The sequence below is a fragment of the Bacillus sp. X1(2014) genome, from assembly GCF_007678255.1.
This window is the reverse complement of record NZ_VEED01000016.1, coordinates 21022-34838: the sequence shown is the minus strand read 5'-3', so window position 1 is coordinate 34838 and position 13817 is coordinate 21022. Positions and strand designations below refer to the sequence as shown.

The window sequence follows — 13817 nt, the reverse complement described above, 5'->3', positions numbered from 1 at the left end:
AATCTATTATTCTACTAAATGGCATGCCACGAAATGATCAGGGGTTTCCCCTTTTCTAACGGAAGGTTCCCTTACCTTACAAATATCCATAGCAGCAGGACATCGTGTATGAAATCTGCAACCTGTTGGCGGATCAACTGGGCTCGGCAAATCACCCTGCAGGATAATTCTCTCTCTCCGCAATCGCGGGTCAGGAATCGGGATAGACGACAATAATGCTTTTGTGTAAGGGTGCTGCGGATTAGAGAAAATAACTTCTTTCGGTCCTGACTCCACAATGGTTCCTAAGTACATGACCCCAATATGATCACTTATGTGCTCCACAACACTTAAATCATGTGAAATAAATAAATAGGTTAAATGGAATTCAGCTTGTAAATCCTTCAATAGGTTAAGGATTTGGGATTGGATCGACACATCTAAGGCCGATACGGGTTCATCCGCAATAATCAACTTGGGTTTCATAATGAGTGCCCTTGCGATTCCAATCCGCTGCCGCTGCCCTCCACTGAACTCATGTGCATATCGATGGGAATGGTACTCACTTAAACCTACGATTTCTAAAATTTCAGAAACCCGTTTATACCGTTCTGCCTTAGATAGATTGGTATGAATCGCAAGCGGTTCTGCTACAATATCCCTAACTTTCATTCTAGGATTGAGCGACGCATATGGATCCTGGAAAATCATTTGCACTTTTTTTCTCATTGCCTTTAGTTGAGATTCTTTTCTTTGAGAAATTTCTTCCCCATCAATCCAGATTTTTCCCTCACTAGGTTCAATTAGCCGGGAAATCAGTCTCCCTGTCGTGGATTTCCCACAGCCACTTTCACCAACTAGACTGAACGTCTTCCCCTCCGGAACCATAAACGACACATCGTGGACAGCTTTTAACGTATTCTTTTTTCCAAACATACCGGCAGGAATAGAAAATGACTTTTTAAGCCCGGTTACTTTTAATAGGGTATTAGACACCGATTTCCCTCCTCCCCTCTTTGTATAACCAACAGCTGCAGGACCTGCCATTTTCCAATTTCATTTCTGGCGGCTCTTCGCTATAACAGAGAGGCATCACATCATCGCATCTTGGGGCGAATTTACATCCCTTTGGCAAATTACTTGGATCCGGGACATTTCCTTTAATAGAATCCAGTTTTTCCTTTTTCTGCCCCAGCTTAGGTATCGAGCCTATGAGTCCTTTCGTGTAAGGATGTTTTGGACTTTCAAATAATTCGAATACATCAGCCTCTTCAACCACTCTTCCTGCATACATAACCACAACGCGGTCGCACATCTCTGCTACAACACCTAAATCATGGGTAATCAATAAAACAGACATTTTTTCTTTCTCTTGCAGCTGTTTCATTAAATCAAGGATTTGAGCTTGGATTGTAACGTCAAGTGCGGTTGTCGGCTCATCAGCGATTAACAGCTGAGGATGACAAGAAATCGCCATCGCAATCATAATTCTTTGCCGCATACCGCCAGATAATTGATGTGGAAACTCATTCATGATGTCTTCCGCTCTCGGGATGCCTACCTTTTTTAAAATAGAGACCGCATGTTCCCTCGCCTTTTTCTCTCCTAATCCTAAATGAAGGCGAATGGGCTCCAGCAGCTGTTCCCCAATTTTCATTACAGGATTTAATGAAGTCATTGGTTCTTGAAAAATCATCGCGATTTGTTTTCCGCGAATCTTCCTCATTTCACTTTCTGATTTATTCGTTAAATCCTGTTCATTAAATTGAATTCTGCCGCTCGTGATTTCTCCACTCGTCCCTTTAAATAGTTTCATAACTGATAGTGATGTTAAGCTTTTTCCACTCCCAGATTCACCGACAAGACCGAGAACCTCCCCCTTATGAATGTCGAAGTTAACACCGTGTAAGATTTTGATTTTTTGCTTATCCTTGGTGAATTCGGTTTCAAGATTTTCCACTTGCAGAAGCTTCTCCATCCTCTTCAAACTCCTTATTCATTCTTTGTTTTAGGATCTAGCACATCACGCAAACCATCTCCAACTAAGTTGAAAGCCAAAACAGTTAAAAAGATGGCAATACCAGGCATCATGACTACATGTGTGGAGGTACCTAAATAATCACGTCCAAGACTCAGCATCGCTCCCCAATCCGGTGTCTCTGGGCTTGCACCTAAGCCAAGGAAGCTTAAACTAGATGCAGCCAAAATCGCTGTTCCGATTCTCATCGAAATAAATACGATTAAACTACCAAGGGTTTCAGGAAGAATATGCTGAAACATTATCCTAAAATGGGAGGCTCCCATTGATTTGGCTGCCTCTACAAAGACTGTTTCTTTTGCCTCAAGCGTTGCTCCTCTTACAAGTCTTGCAAAGGATGGGACACTAAAAACGGCTACCGCTATCACCACATTGTTTAAGCCAGGCCCTAGGATGGCAACAATGGCAATAGCTAATAAGATATCTGGAAAAGCAAACATGACATCACTTGATCTCATGATAAGGCGATCTAACCAGCCGCCAAAATATCCACTGATAAGTCCTAAAAGAGTTCCTCCGATGGCTCCCAAAAATACAGAAAGAAAACTAACCGTCAGGGAAATTCTTGCACCTGCCAGCAAACGGCTAAAAATGTCCCGGCCATATTCATCCGTTCCAGCTATGTGTACCTTGCTGGGGCCTTGCAGCATGACATTATAGTCAGGTTTATAAGGATCATAGGGTGCCATGTAAGGTCCAATAGCAGCTATGATAATTAACAAGAGAATAAATAGGCTTGCCCAGAACGCGGTCTTTTGCCTTTTCCAATTCTTCCAAAAATCTTTAAGAGGTGAATACTTTTTTTCTATGATTCTAGTATTAGTCTGATTGACTGCTTTCGATATTTCCATGACTGCCCTCCTTTAAGCTGCGTATCGAATCTTAGGATTGAGATAACTGTATAAAATATCAACAATTAAATTGACGAGAATAAATTCAACAGAGAATAATAATAATTCTGCCTGAATGACGGGATAATCCCTAAAGGCAATAGAATCAATTAATAAACGACCCATTCCTGGAAAACTAAAAACCGTTTCTACCACTACAGATCCACCTAATAAAAATCCAAACTGCAGCCCTGCAATGGTAACAACCGGAATTAACGAGTTTCTTAACGCATGTTTAGGAATCACAACAGACTCCTTTAGCCCCTTCGCACGTCCCGTTCGGATAAAATCAGCTTTGAGCGTTTCGAGCAATGAGGACCTCGTAAAACGAGCAAGCATCGACATAATCCCTGCGCCTAGCGTTAATGAAGGTAAAATATAGCTTTTCCATCCTTCTGCACCGCCTGTTGGAAACCATCCCAGCTGTACAGAGAAAATTTGAATGAGGATTAATCCTAACCAAAAACCTGGTAACGAGATTCCAGAAACCGCCGCAACCATCCCTAGATAATCCGGCCATTTATTTTTAAAAACAGCTGATAACGTTCCAATCAATAAACCGATTACTAAAGCCCATACCATGCTCGCTAATGTTAAAAAAATAGACGGCATAAAACGGTCGACAAACATATCCGATACGGGTAGTTTTGTATTTAGTGATGTTCCTAAATTACCTTGAAATAAATGACTCATATAGGTAACATATTGCTCCCATATGGGTTGATTGAGTCCAAGTTCTACTTGAATCTTGGTTACCTCTTCTAACGAGGCATCTTTACCTGCAACTAAACGTGCAGGGTCTCCCGGAATTAAGTGGGTAAAAAGGAAGATTAATATCGAAACGATAAATAGGATAGGAATCATTTCAAGTATTCTTTTAACAATATATTGGAGCATTATTGATTACCCCTTTCTAACAAAATCCAATAGTCAAATCTCTTTGCCGGAAAAGGCTTTTCTTCCGAAGGTTATTTGTTCTTGATGGCCCTAACAAAGAAGGAAAGAAGCTTCGGGAAACATCCCTCCGCCTCTTTAATTACGAGAAATTTCTACTTAATATTTGCATTAGTAACGTCAATTCCACCATCCGGCGTAATGTTCACACCTTCAACATTTGCTCTCTTACCATCTAGAATTTCATCCACACCTAGGAAAATCCATGGAGCATCTTTATAGATGGTTGATTGAATATTACTATAGATTTCTGCCAGTTTCGTGGTATCTCCCGTTTTATTCACTTCTTCAATCCATTTGTCTACTTGGTCATTTTTATAATAAGCAGTGTTAGCACCATCCGGAGGGAAGGAGCCGCCATAAAATAGCGGTTTTGTTGCATTGGTGGTATCGGATGGGTATGCTGACCAACTTACGTACCACATCTGCAGCTTTGCATCCTCAGGTTTTTGTGCTCTGAAAATTTCGTCTGATAGGGTACCTTCTTCCATTGATTTAATTTTTAAATCTACACCAATCGCTTTTAGTTGCTGCTGAATAAACTGCATCCCTTTCATCGTATCGGAATTGGTATTCCCCCAAATTTCTGCTTTAAAGCCCTTTCTATACCCTGCATCTTTTAGCAACTGTTTTGCTTTTTCAATATTTTGTTTATATTCTTCCTGTTTTGTGTAATAAAGTGTTTTACTAGGAATAATCGAGTCTAACGGCAATCCCAATCCTGCGTTCACTACATTGATAAAAGCATCCTTATCTACCGCATAGTTTAAGGCTTGGCGGACACGAGGATCATTAAACGGTTTTTTCATGGTATTAATCGATACATAACGAGCAATGGTAGAAGGGATTTTTTCAACTTTAATAGCATCATTGCTCTCTAATTCTTTTAAGTTTTGACTTGGTAACGGATAGATTACTTGAGCCTCCCCTGTTTTTAACATGGCTACCCTTGAACCGTTTTCCGGAACCGGTTTATAAGTGATTTTCTTGACACGGTCGGCTTTTTCCCAATAACCATCAAATCGTTCTACTGTTAAATGGTCTCCCTGAACCCATTCCACAAACTTAAAAGGTCCTGTACCGACTGGATTTTTACCGATTTTATCTTTTCCCTCAGCCAGCAGCTTAGGGCTAAGAATCTTTGCGGAAACAAATCGTGTTAACATCCCTGCATAAGGTTCTTTTAGAGTAATTTTCATTTCATAATCATTGATAGTCTGGATGTTTGTGATAAGGTTAAACCCACGGCTATTTAAACGCAGACTATCGTCCTTCATAATTCGTTCAAAGTTGGCTTTTACTGCCTCTGCATCAAACTGTTCCCCATCGTGGAACTTTACACCTTTTCGCAATTTAAACGTGTATTCCAACGCATTGTCACTGACACTATACGCTTCAGCTAATTTTGGGGTAATTTTCCCTTCTGCATCAAATCCTAAAAGTCCTTCAAGCATAGCTGATTGTACGGAGTTAGAATTGGTATCTCCTGTATTATGCGGATCCATTGAAATGAAATTTTCATTTACAGCGATCACCATTTCTTTGTCTTCTTTTTTGCTGCCTTCTTTCTTTTCCCCGCTACTTTCTTTACTAGAACATCCAACAACCAACACCGCCGAGATTACAACTACCAGCAGCATTTTCCAAAAATGTGCCTTTCTCAATTGATTTCCCCCTTTTATTATTTTTTCCAGGTATTTCGGTCTTGTTGTGATATTCTCAGCTATACCCTTGATAGAATATGATTCTGATTCCTTCTATCTTCATGTTGGTATTACAGAACAATGGATAGAATTAATCTTAAATCCGAGTGATTAGTTTTTTACACGATGTTTGTAATTAACATAAAATCCACTGCTAATCTTACGTTTTTTTCATATTTATACAATTAATTTCTCCAGTGGTGAAATTAATTGTATAAAAAATTTTAAACCTATTAGATTTCCTTTTATGTAACGTTATTACTAAATAGGTATTTTAAAGTCTCACTGCTAGTTTGAAATTATTATATATTTCGTCAGAAACATTTTCAATACTTTTTTCCAAAAATTAAAATTTTAAAAATTTTCTAAATATATATATTCATTAGCTGTTCCCCATTCACTGTAAAGCAATTTTAGCTTTTCCATTATATTTTTAACGCTTGAGCAGATAATTTTTGGTTGAACACATTCTACCGAAGAAGGAAATCTATTAACAGAAGAACAGCAATGGGATAAAGTTAGACATGTGATTTCGATTGCGAATGATGTGTGGAATTAAAATGAATATGTATCGTTCCCAAAACAAACCCACTTGATTACCAATTAGGCGGAATTTTTCCGCCTATTAATCAACTCTGGTGCTTAACCTGATCCCCCAACGTTAAGTGCGTTGTAGTATTGAGTCACTTAAATCATCTAAACTTCGTAACCGGAATGTGAAAGTATAGGATTAGAAAAACAGAACACACAAAGCAAAGGCCCCATGCCCAAAGCGGCCGTGTCTGGTGGAGACGTAGTCCAATAAACAAAAATATCCAAACCACGCATGACCAGCCAAAATTCCAACCATGAGAATAGGAGATCAGTTTGGCACACCTGAACAGATACTCCGTGATCACCTCAACAATAAACCAGACGCCAATATAGAAAACTTGCTTAGACCAACGTGAGTGATATGGGTATAAGGATAAGTAGAGTAAGGTCAGACATGGGAAGGTGATAAAAGTTAAAGTAAAATCCGCAATGGTATGGTTAGGTATGATGAACGAACCACGAAAGGTCCATAATGGGTATTCATACATCAGAACAGAGATAAAAAAGTTCACACTTATGATAAAAAGGATGGTGGGATAGTATTTCCTCCAATTTCTCCAATCAGCAAACCGCCAGGTACCAATCATATAGATAAGGGGAAGCCCCAATCTTAAGTACGATACAACTGTATGTAACATGGCGTCTCCCTTCTTCTAAACGTTTTTCACTATCTAATAGTATTATTCATATCGGGGGCGTTTAAACGATTAGAAATAGAATCGTTATTTTTAATAATACGATTCTGAACATAGCCTTTTTAAAAATACAAGTTGCACAAAAAAAAATGGCTTGGAGAAACCTCCAACCCATTTCTAAATTCAGTTTGTATGTTGATTATGCTAAAAGTGGGGTAAGTATGAGTACGGTTCTCTTGTTTCCGTGGTATCAACTATCCTAATATATATGTACTTATTGTAAAGGCAAGGGCTACCACCCTTGCCTTCAAGACATTCGCGATATCAATGTACCACTAATCAATATCGGCCCTTATGGTTTAGATGCTCACAAGAAACTTGAAAGACTGGAAATGACTTATTCATTTGAAATAGTACCAAATCTAACACACCTGGTGATTCAAAAATTATTAAATAATTGAACCAAAAAGCCTGTAGACAAGTCTATAGGCTTTTTAGCATTTAATCGGTTGGGAAGATTATACCAAATATATAGATTAGTATTCTAACTTCCACATGTATCTTCTTTTTGTAAGTGGATGATTTCTAACTAAAGCTAATTGTTCTGCATACACACGTAATACACCTGAAATTAACATTGGGTTAAAGTAATCAACCACTTCTTTTGAAATGGCAGAACCTAAGCCAAAGTCTTTTGCATCAACGACAGTTGTTTTAGCATCAAATCTATTTAGGAACTCAAGTGCGCGTGAATCCATGTCCCTTGTTCTGCCATCATTCATCAATAATAAAAATGGTACATCTTTGTCTACTATTTCGAATGGACCGTGGAAGAATTCTCCATCGTGGAAAGTTCCTGAGTTGATCCATTGCATTTCCATTAGTAAGCAGATGGAGAAAGAGTACGCTACTTCATGAGTTGCACCGCTGCTCATTACGTAAATGGTTTGATCATCTTTGTAAGCATCTGCAAATGCCTTTGCTTGTGGAAGCACAGATGATACAGCATTTTCGATTAAATCATAGATTTTAGAAAATCCATCTTGCATTTTGCCGTAGTACTCATAGCCTTCAAATTGATTTAGGATTTCAACTGCTAGACCTAATACCTTGGTCATCTTCTCCATTTTCGCTGCATAATTAGCTGCCCAGCCATGGTAAACTACATAATCCGCATCTTTTGTAATGGCAGAACCTTCTTCATATGTAACAGCAATTACATGAGCGCCTAATTCTTTTGCTTTTGTCGTAGCAGCAACAGTTTCTGGTGTAGATCCACCTAGAGAACATGTAATAACAATGCTGGTGTCATCCACAGATACTGGAGTAGCATAATTGAATTCATTTGCTGTGAATAAACTGACACGAAGCTGTTTGGAATTAGCCTCCAGGAAGTATTTTGCAGGATATAATTCTGCTTTTGAAGCACCGCAGCCTACAAAATGAACACTCTTTATTTCCGGTTGTTTTTCCTTAATTTGTGAAATGATATGATTTAGTTCCATTTTTTTCTCCTCCATAAGTTATATTATATATTATAATGTTATATAACATTATAATAGTCCTCAAATGTAAAAATGTCAACTATATTCTGAAAATTACTAACTTAAAATTTTTGCAGTCATAAAGGTTAATATATTTAAGAATAGTAAGAAATGAAAAATCAATATTACATTAAAATCATTTTTGTTATATAATATTATATAACGACTTAATTGTTTGAAAGGAACATATACAATGAAATTAAACAATTCTATTTCAACACCTTTATATGACCAATTAAAACAAATCATTAAGGATGCGATTTTGCAAGGAATTTATAAACAGGGTGAGAGGCTTCCTAATGAAGTACAATTATGTGAGATCTATGGTGTAAGCCGAATAACAGTTAGAAGAGCCATTCAGGAATTGACCGAGGAAGGTCTTCTAGAGCGCAAGCAAGGAAAAGGTACCTTTGTCATGCGGACGAAACTCGCAAGGGAATTAGTTTCCGTTGATGGTTTTACTGACTTTAACAAACAGTTAAGAAAAAGTCCTTCAAAGCGGATTCTTGTTTGTGAGGAAATAAAAGCTTCTCCTGAAATAGCGGAATCTCTTCAAATTGCAATTGACACACCTGTATTAAGGCTCGTCCGGCTAATGTTTATGGATGATTACCCTTTTACCCTAGATGAAACTCATTACTCCTTAGAGCGCTTTCCAGATTTAGCCAGCCACTTCCTTGAAAATATTTCAACCTATGATGTTTTAAAAAATATATATAACGTTAACATGAGTTCCGCTTCTACCCGTAAAATCATTACAGTTGTCCCGGCTACAGGTCATGAGGCCGAATATTTAGATTGTGAAATTGGTGATACATTATTTAATAACGATAAAATCGTTTACGATGAAAACAAAGTCCCGATTCATACTTCTAATTTTAAAACACGGACTGAATTAATTGCTTTAACCATCACAACTTAGAGGATCTGTAAACTTCTCTGTCAATGGCGGAGAAGTTTCCTTATTCCCTTAGAAAAAATTTGCTTCTGTCCACTTATTCCATTCAACAAAACAGGTATCGTTAATAACGATACCTGTTTTGTTTATAATTAATAGATTAATATTCCAGTTTCCACATATATCTTCTTTTTGATAGCGGATGGTTACGGGCAATTGCCAATTGTTCTGCATAAACACGGATCACACCAGTAATTAGCATTGGGTTAAAGTAATCAACCACTTCTTTTGCAATCACAGAGCCTAAGCCGAAGTCTTTCGCATCAACAACAGTTGTTTTTGCATCAAATCGATTCAGGAACTCAAGTGCTCTTGAATCCATTGCTCTTGTGCGGCCGTCATTCATCAATAATAGGAATGGTATGCCTTTGTCAACGATTTCGAATGGTCCGTGGAAGAATTCACCGTCATGGAAGCTTCCAGAGTTGATCCATTGCATTTCCATTAGCAAACAGATAGAGAAAGCGTAAGCTACTTCGTGAGTTGCCCCGCTGCTCATTACATAAATGACGGGCTCATCTTTGTAAGAATCAGCAAATGCTTTTGCTTGCGGAAGAACAGTTGCCACTGAAGATTCAATTAAATCATAAATTTTTGAGAAGCCGTCCAGCATTTTGTTGTAGTGCTCATAGCCTTCAAATTGGTTTAAAATTTCAACAGCAAGTCCTAGAACTTTTGTCATTTTTTCCAATTTTGCAGCGTAGTTTGCTTCCCAGCCATGGTAAACAACATAGTCAGCATCTTTAGTGATGGCAGAATCTTCAACGTGTGTAACCGAGATAACGTGTGCGCCTAATTCTTTAGCTTTTGAAGTAGCTGTTACCGTTTCTGGAGTTGTTCCTCCTAAAGAACATGTGATGACGATACTAGTTTCATCAACAGAAATTGGAGTTACATAGTTAAATTCGTTTGCTGTATGTAGACTTGTACGAAGTTGTTTTGCATTTCCTTCTAAGAAATAATTTGCAGGATATAATTCTGCCTTAGATGCACCACATCCTACAAAAAATACACTCTTGATATTTGGCTGCTTTTCCTGAATTTGTCTAATGATGTAATTTAGTTCCACTTATTTCTCCTCCAATAATCTTTATATTTATAGAGCCTTTGCATCTAAAAAATAATCTAATGAACATTTATTCCCGCTATTTGTTCTCTTCTTTTCATAGACATGAATCTACCAATCATATACCTTTCCGTAACCAAAGGAGCCATCATCCAGGCATTGCTGGGATGAGAAAACAGCTGCTTTCTCCAGGCTCATGGTAATGATTTGGTCTTGTTCTAAAATGCCTTCTTTGATTTGGCTTATGTAGTTCACCATAAAGCAAGTGATGAAAGAATCGCCCGCTCCCATTGTGTCGATTGCTTTAACAAGCTTTGGTTCCTGCACGTAGAATTTATCGCCATCGAATAATAGAGCTCCTTTTTCCCCCATGGTGCATAGCACCAATTTGCAGCCCATTTTTGTCACCTTTAACATCAGATTAAGCATCTCATCTGTCTTTAGATGACTGCAGGAAAAATAGGCATAATCCACAAATGGAACAATTTCATTTACATGATTTTCAGTAAAATCGGATGAAAAATCGAAGCCGATTGGAACATCCAACTCTTTAATCCTCGCCAATTCCGGTTCCGTAAACCCATAAAGGCCTGTGTGGACTAAATCAAATTCTTTGATATAGCTTAGATCCCCAGATGTTAAATTTAATCCTTGCTCCCTTAATACACCGCAGCGGTTGCTTCCTATAAATACCCGATCTCCGTCTTTCAGGGTCACTCTGGCACAGCCGTTCTCTCCTTCATAAACCTTACAATGACTAGTATCTAGTCCAATTTCCTGGATGCTTTCCTGTACGTGTGCTGCTTCACAATCTGTTCCAAATGCACCCAGAAATGCTGCTTCCACGCCAAGCCTTTTGGCATAGACGGCGAAATTCAGGGCATTTCCACCTGGATACATGGTACGAATGTGTTCATATTTATCTACTACATTGTCACCTATTCCAATTACTTTCATTATTAGAACCTCTCTTATAGCACCTTTGATAAGAAATCAATCGTCCTTGGATGCTTTGGATTTTCGAAAAATTCATTTGGGTTATTTTCTTCCATAATCATTCCTTGATCAATGAACAGAATTCGGTCGCCCACTTCTTTGGCAAATCCCATTTCATGTGTAACAACGACCATGGTCATGCCTTCTTTGGCAAGGTCTTTCATAACCGCCAAAACCTCTCCAACCATTTCAGGATCCAAAGCAGATGTAGGTTCATCGAATAACATAACATCAGGCTTCATCGCTAGTGCCCTTGCGATGGCAATCCGCTGCTGCTGGCCGCCGGACAAAGAAGAAGGATAAGCGTTGATCTTTTCCAATAAACCTACTTTTTTTAATAGCTCTTCCGCTAATTCCTTTGCTTCTGCTTGCTTCATTCCCTTTACTTTAATGGGAGCGTGGCAGATATTTTGACAAACCGTTTTGTGGGGAAATAAATTAAATTGTTGGAAAACCATCCCCATCTTTTCTCTTACTTTGTCAATATTGACACTCTTAGCTGTAATATCTTGCCCATTCACCACAATGCTTCCGCCTGTTGGAACTTCCAATAGGTTGAGACATCTTAAGAACGTACTTTTACCTGAGCCTGAAGGACCAATGACAACCACTACTTCCCCCTTTTTGATCGTGACATCGATCCCTCTTAAAACTTCATTTTTTCCAAAACTCTTATGTAAATCCTTAACGGTGATCACTAGTCTTCAACCTCCTTTCAACAATCCCCAGTAATCTCGACAATGTAAATGTCAGTACTAGATAGCCAAGTGAGGCTACGATGATTGGTTCCAAGCCTAATGCTGTATTTCCTCTAACAATGGTTGTTTTATACATCAGCTCAGCCACACCGATAACAGAGACGATTGAAGAATCCTTTATACTGCCTATAAACTGATTACCTAGGGCCGGTAAAATGTTTTTAAATGCTTGAGGCATAATAATGTCGAACATTGCGAGTCTTTGATTCATCCCCAAGCTTCTTGCCGCTTCCATTTGACCCTTACTAACCGCTTCAATACCGGATCGAATTGTTTCAGAAATATATGCTGCAGCATTAAGCGACAAGGCGATTGCACCTACCGCCAAATCCGGAATATCACTTCCATTAAAAAGAGCAGGTACTCCGACGTAAATAATATAAATTTGAGCAAGGAGCGGTGTACCTCTTACAAATTCAACATAAATGTCCCCAATTAACTTTACGACTTTATATCTGGACCGTCTTAAAAGGGTTAGGGCAACACCAAGGATACTTCCTAATACCACTGCAATTACAGCTAAAATGATGGTTATATAGATCCCTGTTAAGAAAAATTGATAATATGTTCCAAGAAATGAAAAATTCAATTGACTCCCCCCTTTTAAAGTGGTTTTTACAACTCTCGAAACCGATCTGATAAAAGGTTAGAAATAAGCTTTGTATCAGATCGGGATAACTATTTGAATACCATTAATTTTGTTTTACTTTTGACATTGCGTCTGTTAACCACTTTTCATATTCAGGTTTTGTTCTTTCAATCGTCTTATTAATCTGATCCATAACTTCTTTATCTGTACCATTAGGCAGAGCAATTGCCGCCCCTGCTGTATCGTCATCAAATAGAAGTTCAGTTAACGCTAATTTAGGGTTGCTTTTAATAAGAAGTGTAGCAGTCGGGCGATCTACTAGGACTGCATCGACTTTGTTAGCTGCTAAATCCATCGCTAATTCAGTAGACTTTCCTAATAATTTTAACTCCGCATTTGGAAATTCTTTTTCTACTATTTGTTGTTGTACAGAAGATTTAATCGCAGCAATTCTTGCTTTCTTCAAATCGTCATTTGATGTAAACTTGTCCACTTCTTTTTTACGAACGACCATTACGTGTCTATCTTTATAGTACACATTTGTGAAATCTGCATTTTTTTCTCTTTCCTCTGTTGGACTGATAGCCGAAACAATCATGTCAATTTTTCCAGCTTGAAGAGCAACTAACAAACCATCGAAATCCATATCTTTAATTTCATATTTAACACCTAAATCTTTTGTTACTTCATCGATTAACTTAATATCAGAACCAATAATTTTATCTTTTCCACCGTCAACGGCGTGGAACTCATACGGAGGTGTAGCAGCCATCATACCAACAACAATTTTCCCTTTTTCCTTTATTCCTTCCTTTGCTTCAGCCTTCTCTGATGTTCCACAACCTGCTAATGAAATAGTGAGAAGCGCACTTAATGCGATCCCTGTTACTGATTTTAAAATTCCCTTTTTCATTTTTTTCCATCCTCCTTATTATTTTTCTTCAATTTTTTCACTATTATAGAATAGTAATATAATTCGCAAAGATTAGTAACGTTATATAACATTATATTAATTACTAAGTCGAAAAAAGTCAACAATTATTCTGAAAATTATCAATTAAAAGTCTTGTAAGCGTTTATCTTTTGCGCATTATATCCCAAAAAATGCCATAG

13 protein-coding genes and 1 pseudogene are annotated in these 13817 nt (G+C 38.0%); 2 read left to right on the top strand and 12 right to left on the bottom strand.

Going from position 1 to position 13817, the window contains the following annotated elements; all coding sequences use genetic code 11:
* Positions 1-6: 6 nt before the first annotated feature.
* The 5 genes from FS608_RS22810 to FS608_RS22790 form a co-directional block, all read right to left on the bottom strand.
* Positions 7-975: an ABC transporter ATP-binding protein gene (locus FS608_RS22810; protein WP_186328860.1), complete on the bottom strand. Its 969-nt coding sequence runs from the start codon at positions 973-975 to the stop codon at positions 7-9.
* On the bottom strand, positions 968-1957 hold the full coding sequence (locus tag FS608_RS22805) for an ABC transporter ATP-binding protein (RefSeq protein ID WP_144554866.1): 990 nt from the start codon (positions 1955-1957) through the stop codon (positions 968-970). Before FS608_RS22805 ends, FS608_RS22810 begins: the two co-directional genes overlap by 8 nt.
* Before the next feature lie 14 nt (positions 1958-1971).
* Positions 1972-2868 (bottom strand): ABC transporter permease, encoded by an 897-nt coding sequence (locus tag FS608_RS22800; RefSeq protein WP_144554865.1) that lies wholly within the window; start codon positions 2866-2868, stop codon positions 1972-1974.
* A 12-nt stretch (positions 2869-2880) separates the two neighbouring features.
* Positions 2881-3804: a nickel ABC transporter permease gene (gene nikB, locus FS608_RS22795; protein ID WP_144554864.1), complete on the bottom strand. Its 924-nt coding sequence runs from the start codon at positions 3802-3804 to the stop codon at positions 2881-2883.
* 152 nt (positions 3805-3956) lie between these two features.
* Positions 3957-5501, bottom strand: coding sequence for a glutathione ABC transporter substrate-binding protein (locus tag FS608_RS22790; RefSeq protein ID WP_395947817.1), 1545 nt, complete (start codon positions 5499-5501; stop codon positions 3957-3959).
* A gap of 532 nt (positions 5502-6033) precedes the next feature.
* Here FS608_RS22790 and FS608_RS22785 point away from each other — a divergent pair.
* Positions 6034-6123 (top strand): annotated as a pseudogene (locus tag FS608_RS22785) (vitamin-B12 independent methionine synthase); the annotation flags it as partial.
* Between the two features lie 133 nt (positions 6124-6256).
* Here FS608_RS22785 and FS608_RS31825 read toward each other — a convergent pair.
* Positions 6257-6745 (bottom strand): CBO0543 family protein, encoded by a 489-nt coding sequence (locus tag FS608_RS31825; protein WP_395947816.1) that lies wholly within the window; start codon positions 6743-6745, stop codon positions 6257-6259.
* 584 nt (positions 6746-7329) lie between these two features.
* Entirely contained in the window at positions 7330-8298 is a 969-nt protein-coding gene (locus FS608_RS22780; protein WP_144554862.1) for an SIS domain-containing protein, read from the bottom strand.
* A 232-nt stretch (positions 8299-8530) separates the two neighbouring features.
* Between FS608_RS22780 and FS608_RS22775 the strand changes: the two genes are divergently transcribed.
* A complete protein-coding gene (locus FS608_RS22775) occupies positions 8531-9259 on the top strand; it encodes a UTRA domain-containing protein (RefSeq protein ID WP_144554861.1) in 729 nt (242 codons plus the stop codon).
* A 136-nt stretch (positions 9260-9395) separates the two neighbouring features.
* Here the strand turns inward: FS608_RS22775 and FS608_RS22770 are convergent, their stop codons facing one another.
* From FS608_RS22770 to FS608_RS22750, 5 genes are all read right to left on the bottom strand, one after another.
* On the bottom strand, positions 9396-10364 hold the full coding sequence (locus FS608_RS22770) for an SIS domain-containing protein (protein ID WP_144554860.1): 969 nt from the start codon (positions 10362-10364) through the stop codon (positions 9396-9398).
* Between the two features lie 108 nt (positions 10365-10472).
* Positions 10473-11318 carry a fructoselysine 6-kinase gene (locus FS608_RS22765; protein WP_222127396.1) on the bottom strand — a complete coding sequence of 282 codons (846 nt, stop codon included), beginning with the start codon at positions 11316-11318 and terminating at the stop codon, positions 10473-10475.
* A 14-nt stretch (positions 11319-11332) separates the two neighbouring features.
* Positions 11333-12055 carry an amino acid ABC transporter ATP-binding protein gene (locus tag FS608_RS22760; protein ID WP_144554858.1) on the bottom strand — a complete coding sequence of 241 codons (723 nt, stop codon included), beginning with the start codon at positions 12053-12055 and terminating at the stop codon, positions 11333-11335.
* A complete protein-coding gene (locus FS608_RS22755; RefSeq protein WP_144554857.1) occupies positions 12042-12704 on the bottom strand; it encodes an amino acid ABC transporter permease in 663 nt (220 codons plus the stop codon). The genes FS608_RS22760 and FS608_RS22755 overlap by 14 nt, the downstream gene beginning before the upstream one ends.
* Positions 12705-12807: 103 nt before the next feature.
* Entirely contained in the window at positions 12808-13617 is an 810-nt protein-coding gene (locus tag FS608_RS22750; protein ID WP_144554856.1) for a transporter substrate-binding domain-containing protein, read from the bottom strand.
* Positions 13618-13817: the final 200 nt, after the last annotated feature.